This is a genomic window from Bacillus salipaludis, assembly GCF_004358205.1.
The window spans coordinates 268059-291250 of record NZ_SMYO01000004.1; the positions used below are offsets into that span (position 1 = coordinate 268059).

Consider the following 23192-nt stretch of genomic DNA (forward strand, 5'->3'; position numbering starts at 1 on the left):
TGGGGAAGATTCCCCCTCCTTTTTTTAATGTAAATGGATGTACCATTGATCGTTATCCGAAGTACATATTAAGGAGGTCCTTTCATGAACAAGAAATCATTAAAAGATGTGGATGTTAAGGGGAAACGCGTTTTTTGCCGAGTGGATTTTAATGTTCCTATGCAAGATGGAAAAATTACCGATGAGACGCGGATTCGTGCCGCATTGACAACCATTCAATATTTAATGGAACAAGGGGCAAAGGTTATTTTGGCGAGCCACTTTGGCCGTCCAAAAGGCCAAGTAGTAGAAGAAATGCGGTTAGCGCCTGTTGGCAGACGTCTCGCGGATTTGCTTGGCAAAGACGTTAAAATTGCCAATGAAGCACATGGCGAATCTGTAAAAGCCTTGATTGAAACGATGAATGATGGGGATGTTCTTCTTCTTGAAAACGTTCGTTTTTATCCAGGTGAAGAAAAGAATGATCCAGAGCTTGCAAAAGCATTTGCAGAACTTGCGGATGTGTATGTGAATGATGCATTTGGTGCGGCACATAGAGGACATGCTTCAACTGAAGGGGTAGCCCACCATCTTCCAGCTGTTGCCGGATTCTTAATGGAAAAAGAATTAGAGGTTTTAGGAAAAGCACTTTCTAATCCTGAGCGTCCTTTTACAGCGATTATTGGCGGTGCAAAGGTAAAAGACAAAATTGGCGTTATTGAAAATCTATTAGAAAAAGTTGATAACTTAATTATTGGCGGTGGCCTCGCTTATACATTTATAAAAGCGCAAGGACATGAAATCGGTCAATCACTGCTGGAAGAAGATAAAATTGACTTAGCTAAGTCTTTTATCGAAAAAGCAAAGGAAAAAGGCGTTAATTTTTACATGCCGGTGGATGCGGTTATCGCAGATAAATTCTCTGCGGATGCGAATACACAGGTTGTTTCAATTGAAGCGATTCCTGCTGATTGGCAGGCACTTGATATTGGCCCTAAAACCGCTGAGATCTACCGTGAAGTAATTCAAAAATCAAAATTAGTCATTTGGAATGGACCGATGGGTGTATTCGAAATGGATAAATTTGCAGGCGGTACAAAAGCAGTTGCCGAAGCACTTGCGGAAGCGGAAGGAACGTATTCCGTTATTGGCGGTGGAGACTCTGCAGCGGCTGTGGAAAAATTCCATTTAGCAGATAAAATGAGCCACATCTCAACAGGCGGCGGTGCTTCTCTTGAGTTTATGGAAGGAAAAGCATTACCTGGAGTCGTGGCATTGAACGATAAATAATATTTATAAATATTGCTGTGTTAAAGGTCAATGTTGATTGGAGCGGAAGGCACGAAGACTCCTGTGGGAGTACGGGGCAGGGGAGACCCCGCAGGAGCGTAAGCGACGAGGAGGCTCCCCGGACAGCCCACTGAAAACGAAATGCTTGGAGTGGAAATCAACAAACAAGTTTAACAGAGCCTCACTTTAGAAAGGATGGGACAGCATGCGTAAACCAATCATTGCAGGCAACTGGAAAATGCACAAAACTCTTTCAGAAGCAAAAAGCTTTGCAGAAGAAGTGAAAACATTAGTTCCTGCACAAGACAAAATTGAATCCGTCATCTGTGCACCTGCATTATTTTTACAAAGCTTAGTGGAAACAGTTAAGGGCAGCGATGTAAAAATCGGTGCTCAAAACATGCATTTTGAAGAAAGCGGAGCCTTTACTGGAGAAATTAGTCCCAAAGCTCTTGCTGATTTGGGAGTGCAATATGTAATTATTGGGCATTCGGAACGTCGTGAAATGTTCAATGAAACAGATGAGTCTGTAAATAAAAAAGTTCTTGCAGCTTTCCATTACAATTTAGCTCCAATCGTTTGCTGTGGTGAAACACTTGAACAGCGTGAAAACGGCGAAACGATGAATTTTGTTGGAGGCCAAATTGAAAAGGCGCTGGCTGGTTTAACAAGTGATCAAGTAAAACAAACTGTTATTGCGTATGAACCAATTTGGGCAATTGGCACTGGTAAATCCTCTACTTCAGAAGATGCAAACGAAGTGTGTGCACATATTCGTCAGGTGGTTGCAAAGCAATTCTCAGAAGATGTTGCGAATGCGGTAAGAATTCAATACGGCGGCAGCGTGAAGCCGGGCAATATTAAAGAATACATGGCACAGCCTGATATCGATGGTGCTTTAGTTGGCGGAGCCAGCCTTGAAGTACAATCATTCCTGCAGCTATTGGAGGCAGGAAGCAATGAGTAAATCTCCTGTTGCGCTCATTATTTTAGACGGCTTTGGATGCCGCGATGAACAGAAAGGGAATGCTGTTTATCATGCGAAAAAGCCGAATTTTGATCGTTATTGGGAAACTTTCCCTCATTCCCATTTAACAGCATCCGGTGAAGCAGTAGGTCTTCCTGAAGGACAAATGGGAAACTCTGAAGTCGGGCATTTAAATATCGGTGCCGGTCGGATTGTCTATCAAAGCTTAACTCGTGTAAATATTGCAATCCGTGAAGGGGAATTTGAAAAAAATGAAACCTTCACCGGAGCAATGGAACATGTGAAAAAACATGGAACAAGTCTTCATTTGTTTGGATTACTTTCAGATGGAGGAGTTCACAGTCATATCAACCATATGTTTGCTTTATTAAAGCTTGCAAAGGATGAGGGCGTTGAAAAAGTATATATTCATGCCTTCCTTGATGGCCGTGATGTTGGGCCGAAAACAGCAGAAACATATATTCAGCAGACGCTGGACAAAATGAAGGAGTATGGTGTTGGCGAATTTGCTACCATCTCTGGAAGATACTATTCAATGGATCGTGATAAACGCTGGGAGCGGGTTGAAAAATCCTACCGTGCAATGGTTTACGGAGAAGGTCCTTCGTACACAAATCCATTGGAAGTTGTCAAGGATTCGTATGAACATGGCATTTTCGACGAGTTCGTCATTCCATCTGTGATTACAAAAGAAGATGGACAACCTGTGGCAACGATTCAGGACAATGATGCCGTGATTTTCTATAATTTCCGACCTGACCGTGCCATCCAAATTTCAAATACGTTCACGAACGAAGATTTTCGTGCTTTTGACCGTGGTCCTAAGCATCCAAAGGATTTATTCTTCGTTTGTTTGACACATTTTAGTGAATCGGTTGATGGATATGTTGCTTTTAAACCATCAAACCTTGATAATACCCTTGGTGAGGTCTTATCGCAAAATGGATTAAAACAATTGCGAATTGCCGAAACGGAAAAATATCCGCATGTCACATTCTTTATGAGCGGAGGCCGTGAGGATAAATTCCCCGGGGAAGAGCGAATTTTGATTAACTCTCCTAAGGTTGCTACCTATGATTTAAAACCTGAAATGAGTGCCTATGAAGTTACGGATGCCCTGTTAAAAGAAATCCAAGCAGATAAATTTGATGCCATTTTACTAAACTTTGCTAACCCTGATATGGTTGGCCATTCCGGAATGTTGGAGCCAACCGTTAAGGCGATTGAAACGGTCGACGAGTGTTTAGGAAAAATTGTTGATCTTATTCTTGAAAAAGGCGGAAAAGCGATTATTACCGCTGATCACGGAAATGCCGATGAAGTCATCACGCTCGAAGGTGAGCCAATGACGGCCCACACAACAAATCCGGTACCTGTGATCGTAACAAAACCGGGTGCCCAATTACGTGAAGATGGAATACTTGGCGATTTAGCCCCAACCATGTTAGATTTATTAGGTGTACAAAAACCAGCTGAGATGACAGGAACATCATTAGTTAAATAATTAAATTTATTTTTAGGAGAGATACAAATGCCATTTATTGTTGATGTTTATGCACGTGAAGTTTTAGACTCCCGAGGTAACCCTACTGTTGAAGTGGAAGTTTTCACTGAATCAGGCGCATTCGGACGCGCATTAGTACCAAGCGGTGCTTCTACAGGTGAGTACGAAGCAGTTGAGCTTCGTGACGGTGACAAAGGTCGTTACCTTGGCAAAGGTGTTTTAAAAGCCGTTGAAAACGTAAATGAAATTATTGCTCCATTCTTAGTTGGAGAAGAGTTCAGCGTTCTTGATCAAGTTGGTGTTGACCAAGCTTTAATCGAGTTAGACGGAACTGAAAATAAAGGTAAATTAGGAGCAAACGCGATTCTTGGTGTTTCTATGGCCGTTGCTCATGCTGCAGCGGATTACTTAGATGTTCCTTTATACCAATACCTTGGCGGATTCAACTCTAAGCAGCTTCCAGTACCGATGATGAACATCGTAAACGGCGGAGAACATGCTGATAATAACGTTGATATTCAGGAATTTATGGTTATGCCTGTCGGTGCGCCAAACTTTAAAGAAGCATTACGCATGGGCGCAGAAATTTTCCATAGTTTAAAAGCAGTTCTAAAAGACAAGGGCCTTAACACAGCTGTTGGTGACGAGGGTGGATTTGCTCCAAACCTTGGTTCTAACGAAGAAGCACTTCAAACGATCGTGGAAGCAATCGAAAAAGCTGGTTACAAACCAGGCGAAGAAGTAATGTTAGCCATGGATGCTGCATCTTCTGAATTCTACAACAAAGAAGATGGAAAATACCATCTTGCAGGTGAAGGCGTTGTGAAAACATCTGCAGAAATGGTAGATTGGTACGAAGAGCTTTCTTCTAAATATCCAATCATTTCAATCGAAGATGGCTTAGACGAAAACGACTGGGAAGGTCACAAGCTTTTAACAGAGCGTCTTGGCAAAAAAGTTCAATTAGTTGGTGATGACTTATTCGTAACCAATACGAAGAAGCTTGCTGAAGGTATTGAAAAAGGAATTGGAAACTCAATCCTAATTAAAGTTAACCAAATCGGAACTCTTACTGAAACTTTTGATGCGATTGAAATGGCAAAACGCGCGGGATATACTGCTGTAATTTCTCACCGTTCTGGTGAAACAGAAGACAGCACAATTGCTGACATTGCAGTAGCAACAAACGCAGGTCAGATCAAAACTGGTGCGCCATCTCGTACTGACCGTGTAGCGAAATACAATCAATTACTTCGCATTGAAGATCAATTAGGCGAAACATCTAAGTTTAACGGAATTAAGTCTTTCTATAACTTAAGCAAATAATTTTTTGTATAAACCTCCTATAGGTGTGGGGAACCCCACATTTATAGGAGGTTTTTTATGTTTTACAAGAGATGTCGAATAGTTCATTCTGATGAACTAAATTTTGTCGAAGGTTAGGTATTTTTGGGTGGATGGGGTGAGGGAAGAGTGGTTTAAAGGAATTAGGAGGAGTGGATTTCTGAAAGAAATTAGAAGTGAGGTCGGACCTTTTTACCAATATATAGATAAAATAAATTGGAATAAAGCTTATTAGTAAAACGAAAATTATTTACTAAAAATTACAAATAATGAATAATAAGGGTGTATTTCAAATAAAAGGGGGATTTAGTTAGATGTTTCGAAAAAAATCGATGATTACGGTTTTAACAGTTGGGATGGTTTTATCCTCTGGGACTGTTTATGCTCAAACGACAAGTCCGGCAAATGGACAATCAGACACAGCCTTTGACAACAAAATTATCAAAAAAATCAGTGCGGATAATATGTATAACACCATTGCCTTGTTATCAGAGCAGCCAAGGGAGGCTGGTACAGAAGGGGAAGTTCGTGCAGTAAATTACATAGAGGGGCAGTTTAAGAGTTTAGGTCTTGAAACAAAAGTAATCCCGTTCCCTATTTACGATTATCTGACAAAACATGTGTGGGTGAAAATTGACGGTATAGACTTGGATGGAACGGCACCAAGAGCGTTTAGTGGCAGCGTGAGTGGAAAAGTGACAGCCCAGCTTGTGAATGTTGGAAAAGCAAAACCTGAGGAAATTACTGATGCTGTAAAAGGTAAAATTGCCTTAGTGGAACGTGGGGACCTAACGTTTGTTGAAAAGGTGCAAAATGTTCTTGAAAAAGGTGCCGTTGGGGTCATTATGTATAATAATGTTAATGGGAATAGTTTTGGACAAGTTTCAGAAGGACAGAATATACCGGCAGTCGCTATCACACGTGCTCAAGGTTTGGCATTAGTTGATCAACTAAAGTCCGGACCAGTTGAGTCAACCTTAGATGTCGATATTGAAAAAATTGAGAAAACTTCTTATGTGGTGGAAGCGAAATTGAAGCCGAACAAAAATAAGGATACCGGGCAAATCATCACCATTGGGGCGCACCATGACTCTGTTCATGGCGGTCCGGGAGCTAATGATGATGCCTCAGGGGTGTCCGCTGTCCTAGAATTAGCACGAATATTTTCTAAAACTCCGATTGACACAGAAGTTCGATTTCTTACCTTTGGTTCAGAGGAAAGGGGTCTGGTTGGTTCATCGTTTTATGCATCAAAGCTTCCAAAGAGCGATGTGGAGCGCATGGTTGCCCACTTTCAAATGGATATGATTGGCGGGCGTGATGCAGGGGAAGATAATCCCGCAGGCGGCTTAATCATGTATACAATCGACGGTAAGAAAAATCTTGTAACGGATTTAGGCTCCTCTGCTGGTGCAAGAACGATGGATGTAGCGATACCATATGGACAATTAGGCCGAAGCGATCACCAACCATTCCATGAGCTTGGAATTCCTTCAGCACTATTTATCCACTCACCGGTTGAGCCTTGGTATCACCAACCGACGGATACAATTGATAAAATTAGCAAGGAAAAGCTTCAGCAAGCTGCTTCAATCGTAGGAGCTGCTGCTTATCAAATTGCGCGTCCTGACACGCCAGCTCTAGTAAATGCACACGTAGCTCCTGGCCCAGTTGATTATGATTTTGATGACCGCCCAGTAGATTAATATGTTCAAAAAACGGCTTAGAACTTATGTTTAAGCCGTTTTTCTCTGTGGGAACTTCTTTTTTAGAAGTATTTTTAAGTTAATATACCTTTAAATGATTGCAAAATATATAATTTCCCAAAAGCTGTCACAACAACTCTATTGTGGAAAGGGAAATAATATGGTAAATTTAAGTTACTGTGATGCACGTGTAACTGGAGGTGGCCTTATGCATACATTCGTTGTAATCTTGTTAGTAATCGTAAGTATCGGACTTATCGCTGTTGTTTTACTTCAATCAGGAAAAAGCGCTGGTTTATCCGGTGCCATTTCAGGTGGTGCTGAATCACTATTCGGTAAGCAAAAAGCTCGCGGTATCGACCTAATCCTACATCGAATTACCGTCGTTTTATCGGTGTTATTTTTTGTACTAGCAGTTGCTGTTACCTACTTTAAAGTTTAAACCTGGCCGCAGGCCGGGTTTTTTTGTGCTTTTAGAGGAATTGTTCCTCCAAAAAGTGTCGATATATCTTAAAAAGTGTTGATTTATCTTAAAAAAGTGTCGATATCCCTCCAAAATTGTAGATATTTTCTAAAAAAGTGTTGATATCGCAAAAACAACGCTTTTCCAAGCTCACTGTAAGCCTTTTTTCTGGAATGTTCCCCACCCCATTGCTTAAACTAAGATAAGCTAGAGATAAAGAAGGAGTTTTTACATATGAGAATTTCATTACCAAAGCCATTTACCTTTGAAGGAGGAAAAAGAGCGGTTCTCTTGCTCCATGGATTCACTGGGAATTCCTCGGATGTGCGGATGCTGGGCCGTTTTCTTGAAAAAAAGGGCTATACTTGCTATGCCCCACATTATAAAGGACACGGAGTCCCACCAGAGGAGCTTGTTCATACCGGTCCTAAGGATTGGTGGCAAGATGTACTGAATGGCTATGAATTTTTGAAAAATAAAGGTCACGAGGAAATTGCAGTCGCCGGTCTTTCCCTTGGCGGGGTATTTTCTTTAAAATTGGGTTACACTGTACCTATAAAAGGCATCATAACTATGTGTGCGCCTATGTATATTAAAAGTGAAGAGGTTATGTACCAAGGCGTTTTAGAATATGCCCGCGAATTTAAAAAACGAGAAGGAAAAACAGAGGAACAAATCGAATTGGAAATGAACGAGTTTGCAAAAACGCCCATGCAAACCTTACGCGCTCTTCAGGAGCAAATCGCAGATGTTCGGGACCATGTTGATTTAATTTATGCTCCAACCTTTGTGGTTCAAGCTCGCCATGACAACATGATCAACACGGATAGCGCCAACATTATTTACAACAACATTGAGTCTGTTCAAAAACAAATCAAATGGTTCGAAGATTCCGGACATGTGATTACTCTAGATAAAGAGAAAGAACAGCTTCATGAGGATGTATATGCCTTTTTAGAAACATTGGAATGGAACGATTAAAGCACCCGAAAAGGAGGGATTTGCTTGGAAGATACAATTCAAAAGCATATTGACAAGCTTTTGCATTATATGAAGGACGAAGCCTATAAACCGTTGACTGTACAAGAGCTAGAAGCTGCATTTGGAATTCAGGACTCCAGTGACTTTAAGGAATTCGTTAAGGCATTAGTCCAAATGGAGGAAAAAGGATTAGTAGTCCGAACTCGCAGTAACCGCTACGGCTTGCCGGAAAAAATGAACCTAATTCGTGGAAAATTAACAGGACATGCAAAGGGCTTTGCCTTTGTGATTCCGGATGAGCCGGGAATGGACGATATTTTTATTCCTCCGAATGAAACAAACACAGCTATGCACGGGGATACCGTTTTAGCTCGTGTATCATCAGAGAGCTCCGGCCAGCGCCGGGAAGGCAGTATTATTCGGATCATTGAACGAGGAATTCAGCAAATGGTCGGAACTTATGTGGAAAGTAAAAGTTTTGGTTTCGTAATTCCGGATGATAAAAAGTTTGCTAGTGATATTTTTATCCCGAAAGCTGCTTCAAAGGGAGCAGTGGAAGGACATAAGGTAGTTGTAAAATTAACTACCTATCCAGAGGGACGCAAAAGTGCTGAAGGGGAAGTCATTGAAATTCTTGGACATAAAAATGACCCGGGAGTGGATATTCTCTCGATTATCCACAAGCATGGTTTGCCAATGGCTTTTCCGGAGGATGTTTTGCAGCAAGCAAATGAAACACCGGATACCATTGATGAGAGTGAACTGGCGAACCGACGTGATTTACGGAACGAAACCATTGTGACGATTGATGGTGCAGATGCAAAGGACCTCGATGATGCCGTAACGGTTACGAAACTTGAAAATGGAAACTATAAGCTTGGTGTACATATTGCTGATGTCAGCTATTATGTAAAAGAAGGGTCACCGATTGATGTAGAAGCTGAGGACCGGGCAACAAGTGTTTATTTAGTAGACCGAGTAATCCCGATGATCCCTCACCGGCTTTCAAATGGAATTTGCTCGTTGAATCCAAAAGTGGACCGCTTAGTTCTTTCTTGTAATATGGAGATTACCTCGGAAGGTCAAGTGGTGGATCATGAAATTTTTCAAAGTGTCATTAAGACAACTGAGCGAATGACCTATTATGATGTTAACCGAATTTTGATTGATAAAGATGAGGAAACTAGAAAACGCTATGAACCGCTAGTTCCAATGTTTGAGTTAATGGAAGAACTGGCTGCGATTTTACGCGATAAAAGAATGAAACGGGGCGCCATCGATTTTGATTTTAAAGAATCAAAGGTATTAGTCGATGAGGAAGGAAATCCAACAGATGTGGTTCTACGTGAGCGTTCCGTTGCCGAGAGATTGATTGAAGAATTCATGCTTGCCGCAAATGAAACGGTCGCAGAACATTTTCATTGGATGGAAGTTCCGTTCATTTACCGTATCCATGAAGATCCGAAGGAAGATAAGTTACGGAAATTTTTCGAGTTTATCACCAATTTTGGCTATATTGTAAAAGGGACAGCCAATGAAGTGCATCCAAGGGCTCTTCAAGAAATTATTGAAGAGGTTCAGGGAAAGCCTGAGGAAATGGTTATTTCAACAGTGATGCTGCGCTCGATGCAACAGGCGAAGTATGACCCGGAAAGCTTAGGGCACTTTGGTCTTTCTACGGAATTTTATACCCATTTCACCTCGCCGATCCGACGTTATCCGGATACGATTGTACACCGTTTAATTCGCACGTATTTGATTGAAGGCAAGCTGGATGAAGCGACAAGGGAAAAATGGAATGCCCAGCTTCCGGAAATTGCAGCCCATTCTTCAAGAATGGAGCGCCGTGCCGTTGATGCAGAACGTGAAACGGATGAATTGAAGAAAGCGGAGTACATGGAGGACAAAATTGGCGTTGAGTATGATGGAATCATCAGCTCTGTTACCAATTTTGGGATGTTTGTTGAGCTTCCAAATACCATCGAGGGACTTGTTCATGTCAGCTATATGACAGATGATTATTACCGCTTTGACGAACGCCACTATGCGATGATTGGTGAACGTACGGGTAATGTATTCCGGATTGGTGATGAAATTACTGTTCGAGTTGTGAAAGTGAATAAAGAGGAACGATCAATTGATTTTGAAATCGTCGGTATGAAGGGTACACCTCGCCGCGAACGATCAGAGGCACCGAAGGTCTTTAAGACCGGCAGTGATACCAATAAACCTCGTAGAAACAAGCAGCAGGGCGACCGCAATCAAAGGTCTGGTGAAGGCGGCCAGGGCGGCAACGGTTCGAAGTCGAAAAAGAAGCGCAAATTCTACGAAAATGTGCCGAAAAACAAAAGTACGAAGCGGAAAAAGAGAAGATAATCTAGTGGAGGCTGTCGTAAAAGGTTGATTCATATGCCTTTTTGATAGCCTTTTTTGATAATCAAAGTAAGCCGACGTTTTATGAAGGCTAAAACATTAGAAGAATCTGATGGAAATGGTCTCATAAGGTCGATGAAGGCCAAAAAAGAGAGGGAGTTTCATGGAAATGGTCTTCATAAGGTCGATGAAGGCCAAAAAAGAGAGGGAGTTTCATGGAAATGGTTTTCATGAGGTCGATGAAGGCCAAAAAAGAGAGGGAGTTTCATGGAAATGGTCTTCATGAGGTCGATGAAGGCGAAAAAAGAGAGGGAGTTTCTTGGAAATGGTTTTCATAAGGTCGATGAAGGCGAAAAAAGAGAGGGAGTTTCTTGGAAATGGTCTTCATAAGGTCGATGAAGGCCAAAAAATAGAGGGAGTTTCTTGGAAATGGTTTTCATGAGGTCGATGAAGGCTGAATAGAGAGGGAGTTTCATGGAAATGGTCTTCATGAGGTCGATGAAGGCCGAATAGAGAGGGAGTTTCATGGAAATGGTCTTCATGAGGTCGATGAAGGCTGAATAGAGAGGGAGTTTCATGGAAATGGTCTTCATGAGGTCGATGAAGGCCAAAAAAGAGAGGGAGTTTCATGGAAATGGTTTTCATGGGTCGATGAAGGCCAAAAAAGAGAGGGAGTTTCATGGAAATGGTTTTCATGAGGTCGATGAAGGCCAAAAAAGAGAGGGAGTTTCTTGGAAATGGTTTTCATGAGGTCGATGAAGGCCAAAAAAGAGAGGGAGTTCCTTGGAAATGGTTTTCATGAGGTCGATGAACGCCAAAAAAGAGAGGGAGTTTCATGGAAATGGTTTTCATGAGGTCGATGAAGGCCAAAAACTGAAGAGGAAAATCAAAAGTGGTCTTTCAAAAATAGTTCCGCAGATAAAATCTAACTTATCGCAGATAAAACCTCTACTACCGTAGATTAAAGTGGATTTTCCGCAGATAAATTTTCAAAAGGTTGTTAAAACCTCGCCAAATACCCGTTTCAATTGTACAGCCCCAAGAATTCTGCTACAATTTAAAGGAAATAGAGGTGAGAACATGCCAAAAGGTGAAGGAAAAGTTGTTGCGCAGAACAAAAAAGCTTATCATGACTATTTTATCGAAGAAACGTACGAAGCCGGAATCGTTTTGCAAGGAACTGAAATCAAGTCGATCCGTGCGGGTAAAGTAAACCTAAAGGATTCATATGCCAGAATTCAAAATGGCGAAGCGGTTTTATTCGGGATGCATATCAGTCCCTATGAGCAAGGGAATCGCTTTAATCATGATCCATTAAGAACTCGTAAATTATTGCTTCATAAACGTGAAATCAATAAACTAATTGGTGAAACAAAGGAAGCGGGCTATGCGCTTGTACCATTAAAGCTTTATTTGAAAAATGGCTTTTGTAAGGTTTTAATTGGCCTTGCAAAGGGTAAGAAAAATTATGATAAGCGTGAGTCTCTGAAACAAAAAGAAGCAAAGCGTGAAATTGAGCGGGCATTCCGAGAACGTCAAAAGATGTAGTTTACAAATACTTACAATTGAAATTTTCCCGCAGTGTGTTATAATAAATTTGTCGCTAAGGAGCGACGGAAACTTTTGCTCTTAACTAATTCTTGAGCACCCGAACGTCTTGCTAAAATCTTTCATTAGATTTTAAGCACATTTTATAATGGGGACGCTACGGATTCGACAGGGGTAGTTTGAGCTTAGGTTGCGAGTCGAGGGGATCGGCCTCGTTAAAACGTCAAAGCCATAACTGGCAAAACTAACAACAACCTCGCTTTCGCAGCTTAATACTGCATAGCGGTTCCTCCCTCCATTGCCCATGTGGTAGGGTAAGGGACTCACTCTAAGTGGGCTACGCCGGATTCCACCGCCTGAGGATGAAGGAAGAGAACAACCAGGCTAGCTGACCGGACGCCTGTCGACAGGCATATGGCTCAGCGAAGTGCCAATATGTCGACTACACTCGTAGAAGCTTAAGTGCCGATATCTTTGGACGCGGGTTCGATTCCCGCCGTCTCCACCATACATAGGTGGATACAAGACCAGCATAAATAATGCTGGTCTTTTTTATATTTCAAAAAACATTTCCTCAAATGCTATTTTCCTCCACGATCATACTGCATTATACTTTCCAATCCAAGGAATCACCTTTTCATATTTCGAACATACATTCTGTTTTTATTTTAATCCATTAAAATCTATTTTTAATTTAATTTAAAATAATTTGAATTTTTAGTCATTTTTGATTATGATTAAATCAAAAATGACTAGGTGATAAAGATGAATTTAACTTTAGATGACTCCATTCTTTTAAAGCATATTTTAGAGCATTCTTTTGATGAAATCTTTATTGCGGATGCATCGGGAATGGTTTTATATACAAGCCAATCTACTGAAAAGGTATTTGGAATTCCTAGTGAGCAAATTGTGAATCATAATATTTTTGAACTAGAAAATCAGGGAATGTTTTCGCCATCAGTAATTGCGAATGTCTTGAGAACCCAAAAAAAAGATACGTTAATCCAAGAAACGAAGCATAATAGAAAACTCATAATCTCAGGTTATCCAATTTATGACTCAACAGGCGAATTAGTTGGAGCATTGAGTGTTTCAAGGGATGTTACAGAATTTGAATACTTAAAAAAAGAAAATGAGCAGGTTGCTAAGGCATTGAAATTATATCAAGAAGAGATTGCAAAATTAAAAAAACAAGCGGCAAATCCATTCTTTCTTCGTAACAGCAAAATGGAAAAAGTTTTTGATATTGTATCAAAAGTGACCAATCTAAGTGTTACGGTCCTACTAGAAGGGGAGTCCGGGGTAGGTAAAAATCATATTGCCCATATGATTCATCAAATGTCTACAAAAGAAAATCATCCGTTTATTGAAGTAAACTGTGGTGCGATACCTGAGTCCCTATTTGAGTCGGAACTATTTGGGTATGAGGAAGGAGCATTTACCGGTTCTAAAAAAGGCGGTAAAAAAGGGTATTTTGAGGCAGCAGGGGAAGGTACATTGTTTCTCGATGAAATTGGTGAATTGCCAATGAATCTTCAAGTGAAATTGCTTTCTGTATTGCAGAACCAAACGTTAATGAGACTAGGCGGTAGTAAAAAAGTTGAGGTAAAGTGCAGAATCATTTGTGCTACAAATCAAAACTTAGAAATCTTAATTAAAGAAAGGAAATTCAGAGAAGATTTATATTACCGAATCAATGTAGTTAAAATTGAGATCCCACCCCTTAGGGAACGAAAGGAAGAAATCATTCCACTCATTTATAAGATTACAGAGGAAATGAATCGAAAGTATGAAATGAATAAACATTTTACCCCGGCAATGATTGCATGGTTAAGTCAACAAATCTGGCCGGGAAATGTTAGGGAATTAAGGAACTATATTGAGAAAAAGATTATCACTTCAAGTGGCATTGAAATAGGTATTGAAGTAGAGGATGAAGAGGATCAAAACAAAATGATTACAGAATCCAATGAAATGACTTTAAATGATTATATAGAAACAATAGAAAAGGAATATATTGTCCGGATGTATCAGAAATTTCCTAGCAGTATTAAACTTGCTGAAAAATTGGGGATTAGTCAATCCACTGCCAATCGGAAAATAAGGAAGTATGTTGATGGGGGTAGTCAGTTTTGACTATAAATTATCTGCTGCCCGTAATTTATACCTTACATAATCATGAATAAGTTCATCCCAGTAAAGATTGGCATGAAAGTTGCATTATTTTTAGTGAAAATCTAAAAAGGAGGCATATTACATGTCAAATCAGGATGAAAAGCAATTTTTGAATTTACCTTTTACGGGAATCAGTACATTTGGAAAATACCCTGTTTGCCCAAATCTAAATGAATTGGATGCAGATGTTGCAGTCATTGGTGTTCCAAATGATATGGGTACGCAATGGAAATCCGGTGCAAGAATGGGTCCAAGGGGGATTCGTGAAGGTTCAACGCTTTATAGCTTTGGGTTAAATGGTGCCTATGATATCGAAAAAGATATTACGTATTTGGGGCCAAAATGGAAAGTAGTTGATTGCGGAGATGTTGATATGGTACATGGTGATATTATCCAGTGTCATGAAAATACTGAAGAAGCCATTAGGAAGATTGTTTCAAAAGGAGCCATGCCGGTTGTCTTAGGCGGGGATCATTCGATTTCAATTCCCGTCGGAAAAGGGTTAGAGGATTTAGGACCTTTTCATGTCATTCAAATCGATGCTCATTTAGATTGGGCAGACCATCGTTCCGGGCAGCGGCTTGGTCATGGAAGCTGCATACGGCGTTTATCTGAAATGGATCATGTTCAGAAAATTTTTCAATTTGGGATTCGTGGAATTAGCAGCAGTTTAAAGGAAGATGTAGATGCTGCCCGAGAATATGGCAGTGTCATCTTATCACCGAGGAAAATGAGAAAAATGGGATTTGAAAATGTGTTGGAGCTGATTCCGGAGGGAGAGAAATATTACATCACCATTGATATTGATGGATTAGATCCTTCCGTAGCGCCGGGAACAGGTACACCTTCTCCTGGAGGATTTATATACGATGAAGTTAATGAATTGCTTGAAGGAATTGCGAAAAGAGGAAAGGTAATTGGTTTCGATTTAGTTGAAGTAGCCCCTCCCTATGATTCTGCAGGAATGACAGGGCAAGTAGGCGCGCGCCTGGCATTGGACTTGCTTAGTTTTGTTTTAAAAGAAAGAGAAATTGATGAGGAAAGCAAAGCGAAAAAGGAAGAAATTCATACTTAATATTATTCTCCAAATTAAATAACGGAGGTATGTCGATGAAAATAGAGACAAGAAGCATTGAGTATATTCCTGCGAATGAACGTCATGGAAAAGCGAAAGGATTATTTTCAGTTTGGTTTGCTGCTAATATGCATATTACCACGCTAGTAACTGGAGCATTGTGTGTTACGTTCGGTTTAAATCTTTTTTGGAGTGTTGTTGCAATTATCGTTGGTAATCTATCAGGAGCTATTTTTATGGCTTCCCATTCGGCACAAGGACCAAAACTTGGAATTCCACAAATGATTCAAAGCCGTGCGCAATTTGGTGTGATTGGTGCAGTTATTCCCTTGCTTCTTGTTGTTTTTATGTACTTAGGCTTTTTTGCAAGTAGCGGATTGTTAGGAGCTCAAGTTTTGAGCAGTACATTAAACATCAATTTAACATTGAGTATTATTATCCTCAATATCATTACCTTTATCGTGACAATGATTGGCCACGATTTAATTCATAAAATGCAGAAATACTTGACATGGGTATTTTTTATCGTTTTCGTCATAGCAACATTTATTGTCTTTAAATTACCAGTGCCGGCTGGAAGCTGGTCTCCGGCCAATTTTAATTTTGGGACATTTATGTTAGCTGTTAGTGTGGTTGCAACCTGGCAGATTTCTTTTGCGCCATATGTTGCTGACTACTCAAGGTATTTACCGGTGGATACCTCTTATTCAAAAACCTTTTGGTATACGTATGCCGGGTCTGTTCTTGGAACTGGTTGGATGATGCTATTGGGAGTGTTTTTGACGACAGCGATTCCGGGTTTCCTAAACCACACCGGTGCCAATTTAGCACACCAGTTTGGCAGCTTCTCATTTATCATGTTTGCCGTTATCCTCTTAGGTCAGCTCTCAATTAATGTGTTTAATTTATATGGTGCCTTTATGTCAACTGTAACCACCGTTGAGCCTTTTTCAAAAATTAAAGTAACGCCAAAGGTAAGATTTTTCTTTGTGTTTGGAATAGCAACAATTGGAACAGTACTGGCCATTTTGGGGCAAGGGAATTTCTTATCGAATTTTATAAACTTTATATTATTTATCAGTTACTTCTTAATCCCATGGACAGCCATTAACCTCGTTGATTTTTATGTGTTGCGCCATGGCGAGTATAGTATTAAAGATATCTTTGATTTAAATGGGAAGTACGGGAAGGTTAACAAAATTACTGCTATATCATTCTTGGCATCCATTATTGCTGAAGTGCCATTTATGAATACATCCCTCTATGTTGGACCGGCTGCCAAGGCAATGGGAGGAGCCGATCTTGCTTGGATTTTAGGAATAGTCGTCCCGGCTGTACTCTATTATGTTTTAATGAAAAGAAAATTGAGGGATATGCCTCAGTTTTCAATCCATCATGTTGAGAATGATACTTCTTCAAATTTAAATTAAATATCGGATAAAAGGATAGAAAGCGGGAATGTAATATCCCGCTTTCTATCCTTTTTTGTGTAGAAACAAATAAGTAAAATCAGGTCATTCGTTGAGGGAATATCCTCCTATATTTCCTCAAGTTTTGCCCTTTTGTTCTATTGAAGGATATTTTGGGGTTCGTTTTAATTAGTAAATGTCGAGAAGTGTCGAAAAAAGTTATTGAAGGAGGTATATAATGATAAAACAACGTATACCATGGTTCGATAACGTAAAAGGCCTTTTAATATTTTTAGTAGTGTTTGGGCATTTTATTGAATCATATCGAAATCATTCACATCCGGGAATTATTCTATATCTTTACAATGTAATTTATTTTTTTCATATGCCATTATTCATTATGGTGAGTGGGTATTTCTTTCGTCCGCAAAAATTCAAACGGATTATTCAATTACTTTCAGTGTACCTAGTCTGGCAAATCGCGAACGGCTTCTTACAAAAATTAATTCAGGATCATTCTGTGGTCAATTTATCACCAGAAGGAAGAATATTTGATATCTTTGACCCGTATTGGACGCTCTGGTACTTACTTGGAATCGTCGTGTGGAGTATTGTTACGCCATACTTCTTGCGCCTGCGGTTTCCAATCATCATATCACTTATTTTTGCTGTTGCTATAAGTTATGTTGACCACGTACCATCTTGGTTCTCAATGAGAAAATTAGTGAATTTCTACCCGTTTTTCTTAATTGGCTATAGCCTTGCGAAGAAGAACGTTCTTATCAGCCTTAGCCAAAAAACGAAAATTTGGAAAATACCAATACGTTGGGGAGCCTTATCCATCGTGGCCGTATTCCTTGTTTTCATGATCTTTTTTAACCAATTGCCATCAGGGACAGAATTTTTATTTTTACGAAGCTCCTACAGCTTTTTTACTTGGTCAATCTTAAAGGGAGCAGTCATTCATCTAGCTTACTATGGAGTTGTTGTCGTCCTTTCCATATCACTTATGCTGCTTGTTCCAAAGGAAAAGAAACTGGTTTTCTTTAATAAACTCGGAGTAAACTCCTTGTTTATTTACTTGATTCATACAAATATTGTCCGAGTATACCGCGAAATAGCACCGGAGCAGCTTGTCAGCCATAAAGGATTTGTCATTTTGGGAGCGATTCTATTTGCTTCAATTGTCTGCTGGCTGCTGACAAGAAAGTTTATTCTCAACCTATTCAAGCCAGTTATTTTGCCACGTTTAAACTGGATGATAAAGCAAAAAGAAATCCACTCATAAATGTTTTGCCATTTTATGTCCAGGAAGGTATACTATTTTGGTGGAAAAAGTTTTATTAAATAACTTTAGGTTGGGAGTAGGAAAATGTCTCAATTAAATATTGAAGCCTTTCGTGCGATTAATAATCTCGGGAAGGACCATTCGTTTTTAGATCCAATTGCCGTTTTTCTTGCAGAATACATGCTATATTTTTTAATTTTAGGAATGTTAGTTTATTGGTTTACTAGAACCGATAAAAACAGAATGATGATTATCTTGTCCGTTATTTCTGTAGCAGTGGCTGAAGTCATCGGAAAAATAGCCGGTAAGCTTTATTCGCATTATCAGCCGTTTGCAGAGCTGCCGCATGTTAATAAGCTTGTAAGCCATGCTGTAGATAATGCGTTTCCGAGTGACCACTCGATTATCTTTTTCTCAATATGTTTTTCAATCTTGTTGGTTCGCAAAAAAGAGGGTTGGTTATGGATTATTCTGGCCTGCTGTGTAGCCATCTCCCGTGTAATGGTTGGTGTTCACTATCCTCTAGATGTAATAACAGGTGCTCTTATCGGAATCATTTCTGCTTTGTTTGTTTACTTGATTGCTCCAAAGCTTTCTTTCTTAAACAAACTGCTTGCTATTTATGAAAAAGTAGAAGGAGTCATTCTGCCAAAATCGAAATCTGGCGACAGAAATAAAAACTTTTAATAAAAGAGGGCTGAAACTTTAAGTTTCAAGCCCTTTTTTAAGTTATCGTTAAAATCCATGAATGCAGGATGGATAGGATGGACAAAAAGGTTAAACTTGCAAATACCGAAAGAAACCATCTTAAATACTTGGAGCCCGTTCGTGAAAATAAAAATGATGCGCATAAACTAAACCAAATAACCACTGTCACAATGATGAAACCGTCCAGTAGATAATAGGGCAATACTCCCCCAAAAAATCCCATGCCTAAAATGCTGCTAATAACAATTGGCGAAACCAAATCCTTGCTCTTCATGATAACAGGCTCACTCGTCGCCTCAAGGCATTTTGTCGAAAGCAGGGGATAGAGAAAGTAAGGTAAGACGAGCCCAAAGCTTATTCCTGTCAGCAGCCTTCGAATATTGCTTGATTCAAATAACTGCAAATAAGATCCCAATCCGTCAATCATCAATGGAACAAGAAATAACAAAAGGAACAAGCTTGTTTTTACAGAAGGGATGGTTAAGCTTTTTTTCCTTTTAGTAAAATGCAAATAAATAAGGGATGAAAAGATCCCGATATAGATTCCTGTATCTCGGGCACAAACAGACAATGTTTCACCGGAAGCATGGAGTGAACGTTCCTCAAGCTGATGACAAATCGCTCTTCCTAAAAAATGAAATAATTCTTGAACCATTGTTGTTACCCACTCCTAAAGAAAAACCCAATCCACAAGGTGAATTAGGTTCTAATGATTTAATATCCGGACATAAAAGCAGGACCAATTGAAAGCGCGGATGCAGCAAACCAGCAAATACAACTTAAGACAATGGCGACAATTCCGACGATCAAGCAAGTTTTTCCAACTTGTTTCTTTTCAGGTTCCTGATCATTCAACCATATGATTCCTAAAATAATACCAACAACAGGAATAAAAAAGGACAAAATGTATAGCAGGGCTTTAAGACCACCTGACATCAGCATTCACCTCCATTAGTTTATGGAAATTTTCACATATGAAAATGTATGTTATGGAGTGGGGGATTTTGTCTGTCCATGATTTAAATTTATATTTTCGTTTTAGGGGCAAAAAAAAGAGACAGCATCTGTCTCTTTAAAGTGATAGGATATCTCCCTGCTTTAGGCCTAATTGTGAAATTGCCCCTGCTGGAAGTTCAATAACGGAGTAGGCTTCCTTGATGGGCTTTACAAAACTCCAAGGTTTTAATCTTTCAACCACTTTTACAATTTCTCCTTTATGGCTTAGAAAAACAGCATCGATTTCAAAATGCATGAAACACATATGGATAGAATTACAAGGGGATATCCATAACCCCTCCTCGACCAACTGTTCTTTTCGAAACATTAGTCCTTTTAGTCTAGTAAAAAAAGAATCTGCAAGTTTAATAGAAAAAGGGATGGTTTTAATTAATGGCTCCATTTTATACTCTCCTATCATTCAATTTGTTCGATATATTGAATATACAATAAGAACGATTCGTTCTCAATAATGAAAAATGTTGAATAGTGTCGTTTTTTATTTAGAACAAAAATAGGAAAAACTATTTACATTTCGGGACAATGGTACTATTATTAACTCAAGGGTTGTTCATTAAAAAGAACAAACAACAAAGAAATATAGAACAATTAGGTCGCAAGCATTGTTCGATACAGTGAACTAATCTTAAAAACTAACAAAATATTTAGGAGGAATGAAACATGTTGAAAAAAATTAAAAATCTAGTAGTACAAGAAGAAGGACAAGCATTAACGGAGTATGGGTTGGTTATTGGTTTGATTGCCGTTGGTTGTGTTGTTGCTCTAGGTGCTTTTAAAGATAAAATTGTAGCACTTTTTAATGGGATTAGTTTTAAATAATTAAATTAAAAATCCCTGCTTTTCAGACATGAGAAGCAGGGTTTATTTATAAGGAAGGGGGAATAATATCTTGGAAGATATTATCCTTGTAATTGTTCTTTTAATCTGTCTTTTTACAGATATAAAATCACGGAAAATATTAAATATTGTAACTTTACCTGCTATCGTTTTCGGCCTAGTTTATAACATACTTACGACTGGATTTGAAGGTTTTTTATATAGCGGCAAAGGTTTCCTAGCGGGACTCGGTTTACTTATTATTCCCTATTTATTAGGTGGCATGGGAGCAGGTGATGTAAAACTAATGACAGTAATTGGGGTATTAATGGGAAGCAATTTCGTTTTTTATTCGTTCATTTACACAGCCTTAATCGGAGGAGCAATTGCTCTAATACTGATTATTAAGAAGAAAGGTCTAATAAATATCATTAAATCCATATTTTTCAATGTTGTTTTTTTCAGAAGTAATCTTGGTTCAATACTTTTATCAAAGGATAAAAAAAGTAGTATTTCATTCCCATATGGAGTAGCGATTTTCTTTGGTACATTATGCACACTTGTCTGGGGTGGTTTTTAATGAAATCGGAAAAAGGTCAATCTCTGGTTGAGTTTGCATTGATTCTGCCTATCTTAGTGTTATTGCTGTTTGGAATTATTGACTTTGCGCGAATTTTTCATGTGTATTTGACCATGGATCATGCGGGTAGAGAAGCAGCACGGGCAGCAAGTATTGGTAAAGATGATAGTACAATCAAAAGCACAGCTGTTTCCGATGCATCAAGCATTGGCTTAACAGCAGATAAAGTAGGGGTTACTCCTTCAGGAACAAAAACATCTGGATCAAATATAAGTATAACAATTACTTATCCTATAACATTTCTTACCCCAGTAATTGGAAACATTGTTGGACCGATAACTTTAACAGATACCACTGTAATGAGGGTGGAATAAATGAAAAGATTTTTAAGCTTGTTAAAATTGCGAGATGAAAGCGGTGCGGCTTTAGTAATAGTGGCTATTTCAATGGTTGCTCTTCTAGGTCTCACTGCTTTAGTGATAGATGGCGGCAGGCTTTATTTAGAGAAAAGCAAGTTGCAAAAGGCTGTTGATGCGGCTGTTCTAGCAGGAGCTCAAGGATTAACAACAAATCAGGCGCGGGCAATCGAAAATGCTGAAGATGTCTCACAAAAAAATGGCTATCCACTAATAAAAGACAATTTAACCTTAACAAATGATTCTATTAAGGCGGTTAAGCAAATTAATGTTCCACTGACTTTTGCAAGAGTATTGGGAATAAATACTGCAGATGTTAGTGCTACAGCAAAAGCTATTATTGCACCATTAAAATCCGCTAAAGGAATTGCCCCGATTGCGGTAGAAAAAAGCGCAGTTCCGGATAAAACAAATATCACATGTGGAAATGTAGAAAATGAGTCGGGAAAAAATAGCCCCGGGAATTGCGGGTTTCTTGATATAGATGGGAACGGGGCACCTGATGTAGAGGATGGAATTAAAAATGGGAGCAAAAAGATGGTCTCAATAGGTGATAAAGTTTCTACAGAAACAGGTGACATGAATGGACCCATTAAAAAGGCTGTTGAAACTGACTCTGACTCTTTAATTAATAGTGACAAAGACAAAGATTGGTGTCAGTCTGCGGCTACTGCTGATAACACTTGTAAACGGGTAATTTATATAGCTATTATTGATTCCTGGGAGAGCATCAATGGTAAAAAGCAAGTTGAAATTCTAGGTTTTGCTCCCTTTTGGGTCAAGGAATATGATAGTCAAGGAAAAAATAAAAGTATCGTAGGACAATTTATTAATTCCGTCACTGCAGGGGAAATTGGTGAATCTGGCAGCTACAATTATTTAAAAGGCGTCAAGCTTGTAGAGTGAAACTGGAAAGTCGTTGAAATAGGGGAGGACACTATGAACACAAAAAAAATTTGGATCATTTCATTAATATTGGGAATAGCTTTTGCAGGTATTGCCTATCTGTCCATATTTTCGAAGGGGAAAGTCTCAGAAGCTTCTACTGTAGAGGTAACTCAGAAAAGCGATGAGAAAAAATCGGATGAGGAACAAGCGAAAAAAGAAGAAGCACTAAAAAGGGAATTCAATAATCCGCTCGTTGTTGTAAGTAATGGCAAAAGGGCAATTTCGATCAATGTTGACCCAGCACAAGGGGTTTCAGGGTATATTGCCCCGAATTCCAAAGTTGATGTAATTGCCTACGGAACGAAAAAAGATGATAAAACGAAAAAAGAATATAGATCAGCTGTGCTAGTTCTTGAAAATGTAAAAGTCCTATCTTCTGGTAAATCCAGTGACAACAAGGAAGAAGCCCTCCATTATGAATCCGTTACATTGGAGGTTACCCCAAAAGAAGGCGTTATGCTTAGTTTAGCTGCCAAAGATAAGGATGGGTTCTATTTAATGCTTAGAAATACAGAGGACCCAGATAAAGGAAAAGTTGGTCTTAAGCAAACAAGAGAAGTAATCAAAGAGGGGGATTAAAT

24 protein-coding genes and 1 other RNA gene are annotated in these 23192 nt (G+C 39.2%); 22 read left to right on the plus strand and 3 right to left on the minus strand.

The window, feature by feature from the left end; all coding sequences use genetic code 11:
• Positions 1–84: 84 nt before the first annotated feature.
• From E2K98_RS09375 to E2K98_RS09445, 17 genes are all read left to right on the plus strand, one after another.
• Positions 85–1269: a phosphoglycerate kinase gene (locus tag E2K98_RS09375; protein WP_133333985.1), complete on the plus strand. Its 1185-nt coding sequence runs from the start codon at positions 85–87 to the stop codon at positions 1267–1269.
• A gap of 205 nt (positions 1270–1474) precedes the next feature.
• The gene (tpiA, locus tag E2K98_RS09380) at positions 1475–2236 is read left to right on the plus strand and encodes a triose-phosphate isomerase (RefSeq protein WP_133333986.1); all 762 of its coding nucleotides are present in this window, start codon (positions 1475–1477) and stop codon (positions 2234–2236) included.
• Positions 2229–3761, plus strand: a complete 1533-nt coding sequence (gpmI, locus tag E2K98_RS09385) for a 2,3-bisphosphoglycerate-independent phosphoglycerate mutase (RefSeq protein ID WP_133333987.1) — start codon at positions 2229–2231, stop codon at positions 3759–3761. Before tpiA ends, gpmI begins: the two co-directional genes overlap by 8 nt.
• 27 nt (positions 3762–3788) lie before the next feature.
• On the plus strand, positions 3789–5087 hold the full coding sequence (eno, locus tag E2K98_RS09390) for a phosphopyruvate hydratase (RefSeq protein WP_133333988.1): 1299 nt from the start codon (positions 3789–3791) through the stop codon (positions 5085–5087).
• A gap of 332 nt (positions 5088–5419) precedes the next feature.
• Positions 5420–6811, plus strand: a complete 1392-nt coding sequence (locus tag E2K98_RS09395) for a M28 family peptidase (RefSeq protein WP_133333989.1) — start codon at positions 5420–5422, stop codon at positions 6809–6811.
• A gap of 208 nt (positions 6812–7019) precedes the next feature.
• Positions 7020–7253, plus strand: coding sequence for a preprotein translocase subunit SecG (gene secG / locus E2K98_RS09400; RefSeq protein WP_133333990.1), 234 nt, complete (start codon positions 7020–7022; stop codon positions 7251–7253).
• A 255-nt stretch (positions 7254–7508) separates the two neighbouring features.
• On the plus strand, positions 7509–8255 hold the full coding sequence (locus tag E2K98_RS09405; RefSeq protein WP_133333991.1) for an alpha/beta hydrolase: 747 nt from the start codon (positions 7509–7511) through the stop codon (positions 8253–8255).
• Between the two features lie 69 nt (positions 8256–8324).
• Entirely contained in the window at positions 8325–10631 is a 2307-nt protein-coding gene (gene rnr / locus E2K98_RS09410; RefSeq protein ID WP_372512776.1) for a ribonuclease R, read from the plus strand.
• A gap of 212 nt (positions 10632–10843) precedes the next feature.
• Positions 10844–10966 (plus strand): hypothetical protein, encoded by a 123-nt coding sequence (locus tag E2K98_RS32015; RefSeq protein WP_268884063.1) that lies wholly within the window; start codon positions 10844–10846, stop codon positions 10964–10966.
• 238 nt (positions 10967–11204) lie between these two features.
• Positions 11205–11378 (plus strand): hypothetical protein, encoded by a 174-nt coding sequence (locus tag E2K98_RS30875; protein WP_165976230.1) that lies wholly within the window; start codon positions 11205–11207, stop codon positions 11376–11378.
• A gap of 330 nt (positions 11379–11708) precedes the next feature.
• Complete coding sequence (smpB, locus tag E2K98_RS09415; RefSeq protein ID WP_133333993.1) at positions 11709–12176, plus strand: SsrA-binding protein SmpB; 468 nt, start codon at positions 11709–11711, stop codon at positions 12174–12176.
• A gap of 150 nt (positions 12177–12326) precedes the next feature.
• Positions 12327–12684, plus strand: a transfer-messenger RNA (tmRNA) gene (gene ssrA, locus E2K98_RS09420).
• A gap of 257 nt (positions 12685–12941) precedes the next feature.
• A complete protein-coding gene (locus E2K98_RS09425) occupies positions 12942–14315 on the plus strand; it encodes a sigma-54 interaction domain-containing protein (protein WP_133333994.1) in 1374 nt (457 codons plus the stop codon).
• A 121-nt stretch (positions 14316–14436) separates the two neighbouring features.
• Positions 14437–15429 carry an agmatinase gene (gene speB / locus E2K98_RS09430; RefSeq protein WP_133333995.1) on the plus strand — a complete coding sequence of 331 codons (993 nt, stop codon included), beginning with the start codon at positions 14437–14439 and terminating at the stop codon, positions 15427–15429.
• A 35-nt stretch (positions 15430–15464) separates the two neighbouring features.
• Positions 15465–16859, plus strand: coding sequence for a purine-cytosine permease family protein (locus E2K98_RS09435; RefSeq protein WP_133333996.1), 1395 nt, complete (start codon positions 15465–15467; stop codon positions 16857–16859).
• 217 nt (positions 16860–17076) lie between these two features.
• Positions 17077–18126, plus strand: coding sequence for an acyltransferase family protein (locus tag E2K98_RS09440; RefSeq protein ID WP_133333997.1), 1050 nt, complete (start codon positions 17077–17079; stop codon positions 18124–18126).
• 84 nt (positions 18127–18210) lie between these two features.
• On the plus strand, positions 18211–18813 hold the full coding sequence (locus E2K98_RS09445) for an undecaprenyl-diphosphatase (protein WP_133333998.1): 603 nt from the start codon (positions 18211–18213) through the stop codon (positions 18811–18813).
• Between the two features lie 37 nt (positions 18814–18850).
• On the opposite strand, the gene E2K98_RS09450 is transcribed toward E2K98_RS09445, so the two are convergent.
• The 3 genes from E2K98_RS09450 to E2K98_RS09460 all read right to left on the minus strand — a co-directional run bounded on the left by E2K98_RS09450 (position 18851) and on the right by E2K98_RS09460 (position 20233).
• Complete coding sequence (locus tag E2K98_RS09450; protein ID WP_133333999.1) at positions 18851–19489, minus strand: DUF2085 domain-containing protein; 639 nt, start codon at positions 19487–19489, stop codon at positions 18851–18853.
• Positions 19490–19548: 59 nt separating this feature from the next.
• Positions 19549–19770 carry a hypothetical protein gene (locus tag E2K98_RS09455; protein WP_133334000.1) on the minus strand — a complete coding sequence of 74 codons (222 nt, stop codon included), beginning with the start codon at positions 19768–19770 and terminating at the stop codon, positions 19549–19551.
• 136 nt (positions 19771–19906) lie between these two features.
• Positions 19907–20233: a DUF192 domain-containing protein gene (locus E2K98_RS09460; RefSeq protein WP_133334001.1), complete on the minus strand. Its 327-nt coding sequence runs from the start codon at positions 20231–20233 to the stop codon at positions 19907–19909.
• 278 nt (positions 20234–20511) lie between these two features.
• On the opposite strand from E2K98_RS09460, the gene E2K98_RS09465 reads away from it, so the two are divergent.
• From E2K98_RS09465 to cpaB, 5 genes are all read left to right on the plus strand, one after another.
• Complete coding sequence (locus E2K98_RS09465) at positions 20512–20670, plus strand: Flp family type IVb pilin (protein ID WP_133334002.1); 159 nt, start codon at positions 20512–20514, stop codon at positions 20668–20670.
• A 70-nt stretch (positions 20671–20740) separates the two neighbouring features.
• Positions 20741–21247, plus strand: a complete 507-nt coding sequence (locus E2K98_RS09470) for an A24 family peptidase (RefSeq protein ID WP_133334003.1) — start codon at positions 20741–20743, stop codon at positions 21245–21247.
• Positions 21247–21621, plus strand: a complete 375-nt coding sequence (locus E2K98_RS09475) for a TadE/TadG family type IV pilus assembly protein (RefSeq protein WP_165976231.1) — start codon at positions 21247–21249, stop codon at positions 21619–21621. Before E2K98_RS09470 ends, E2K98_RS09475 begins: the two co-directional genes overlap by 1 nt.
• Positions 21622–22569 carry a TadE/TadG family type IV pilus assembly protein gene (locus E2K98_RS09480; protein ID WP_133334005.1) on the plus strand — a complete coding sequence of 316 codons (948 nt, stop codon included), beginning with the start codon at positions 21622–21624 and terminating at the stop codon, positions 22567–22569.
• Positions 22570–22602: 33 nt separating this feature from the next.
• On the plus strand, positions 22603–23190 hold the full coding sequence (gene cpaB / locus E2K98_RS09485; RefSeq protein ID WP_133334006.1) for a Flp pilus assembly protein CpaB: 588 nt from the start codon (positions 22603–22605) through the stop codon (positions 23188–23190).
• The last annotated feature ends 2 nt before the right edge of the window (positions 23191–23192 follow it).

Bases quoted from the DNA above. Each gene is read 5' to 3' on its own strand.
- smpB (WP_133333993.1), top strand. From the start codon at position 11,709: ATGCCAAAAGGTGAAGGAAAAGTTGTTGCGCAGAACAAAAAAGCTTAT.
- E2K98_RS09440 (WP_133333997.1), top strand. From the start codon at position 17,077: ATGATAAAACAACGTATACCATGGTTCGATAACGTAAAAGGCCTTTTA.
- E2K98_RS09375 (WP_133333985.1), top strand. From the start codon at position 85: ATGAACAAGAAATCATTAAAAGATGTGGATGTTAAGGGGAAACGCGTT.
- E2K98_RS09425 (WP_133333994.1), top strand. From the start codon at position 12,942: ATGAATTTAACTTTAGATGACTCCATTCTTTTAAAGCATATTTTAGAG.
- rnr (WP_372512776.1), top strand. From the start codon at position 8,325: ATGAAGGACGAAGCCTATAAACCGTTGACTGTACAAGAGCTAGAAGCT.
- E2K98_RS32015 (WP_268884063.1), top strand. From the start codon at position 10,844: ATGGAAATGGTTTTCATGAGGTCGATGAAGGCCAAAAAAGAGAGGGAG.
- E2K98_RS09435 (WP_133333996.1), top strand. From the start codon at position 15,465: ATGAAAATAGAGACAAGAAGCATTGAGTATATTCCTGCGAATGAACGT.
- E2K98_RS09475 (WP_165976231.1), top strand. From the start codon at position 21,247: ATGAAATCGGAAAAAGGTCAATCTCTGGTTGAGTTTGCATTGATTCTG.
- E2K98_RS09455 (WP_133334000.1), bottom strand. From the start codon at position 19,770: ATGTCAGGTGGTCTTAAAGCCCTGCTATACATTTTGTCCTTTTTTATT.
- E2K98_RS09395 (WP_133333989.1), top strand. From the start codon at position 5,420: ATGTTTCGAAAAAAATCGATGATTACGGTTTTAACAGTTGGGATGGTT.
- secG (WP_133333990.1), top strand. From the start codon at position 7,020: ATGCATACATTCGTTGTAATCTTGTTAGTAATCGTAAGTATCGGACTT.
- E2K98_RS09445 (WP_133333998.1), top strand. From the start codon at position 18,211: ATGTCTCAATTAAATATTGAAGCCTTTCGTGCGATTAATAATCTCGGG.
- eno (WP_133333988.1), top strand. From the start codon at position 3,789: ATGCCATTTATTGTTGATGTTTATGCACGTGAAGTTTTAGACTCCCGA.
- E2K98_RS09480 (WP_133334005.1), top strand. From the start codon at position 21,622: ATGAAAAGATTTTTAAGCTTGTTAAAATTGCGAGATGAAAGCGGTGCG.
- cpaB (WP_133334006.1), top strand. From the start codon at position 22,603: ATGAACACAAAAAAAATTTGGATCATTTCATTAATATTGGGAATAGCT.
- speB (WP_133333995.1), top strand. From the start codon at position 14,437: ATGTCAAATCAGGATGAAAAGCAATTTTTGAATTTACCTTTTACGGGA.
- E2K98_RS09460 (WP_133334001.1), bottom strand. From the start codon at position 20,233: ATGGAGCCATTAATTAAAACCATCCCTTTTTCTATTAAACTTGCAGAT.
- E2K98_RS09405 (WP_133333991.1), top strand. From the start codon at position 7,509: ATGAGAATTTCATTACCAAAGCCATTTACCTTTGAAGGAGGAAAAAGA.
- tpiA (WP_133333986.1), top strand. From the start codon at position 1,475: ATGCGTAAACCAATCATTGCAGGCAACTGGAAAATGCACAAAACTCTT.
- E2K98_RS09465 (WP_133334002.1), top strand. From the start codon at position 20,512: ATGTTGAAAAAAATTAAAAATCTAGTAGTACAAGAAGAAGGACAAGCA.
- E2K98_RS09450 (WP_133333999.1), bottom strand. From the start codon at position 19,489: ATGGTTCAAGAATTATTTCATTTTTTAGGAAGAGCGATTTGTCATCAG.
- E2K98_RS30875 (WP_165976230.1), top strand. From the start codon at position 11,205: ATGGAAATGGTCTTCATGAGGTCGATGAAGGCCAAAAAAGAGAGGGAG.
- gpmI (WP_133333987.1), top strand. From the start codon at position 2,229: ATGAGTAAATCTCCTGTTGCGCTCATTATTTTAGACGGCTTTGGATGC.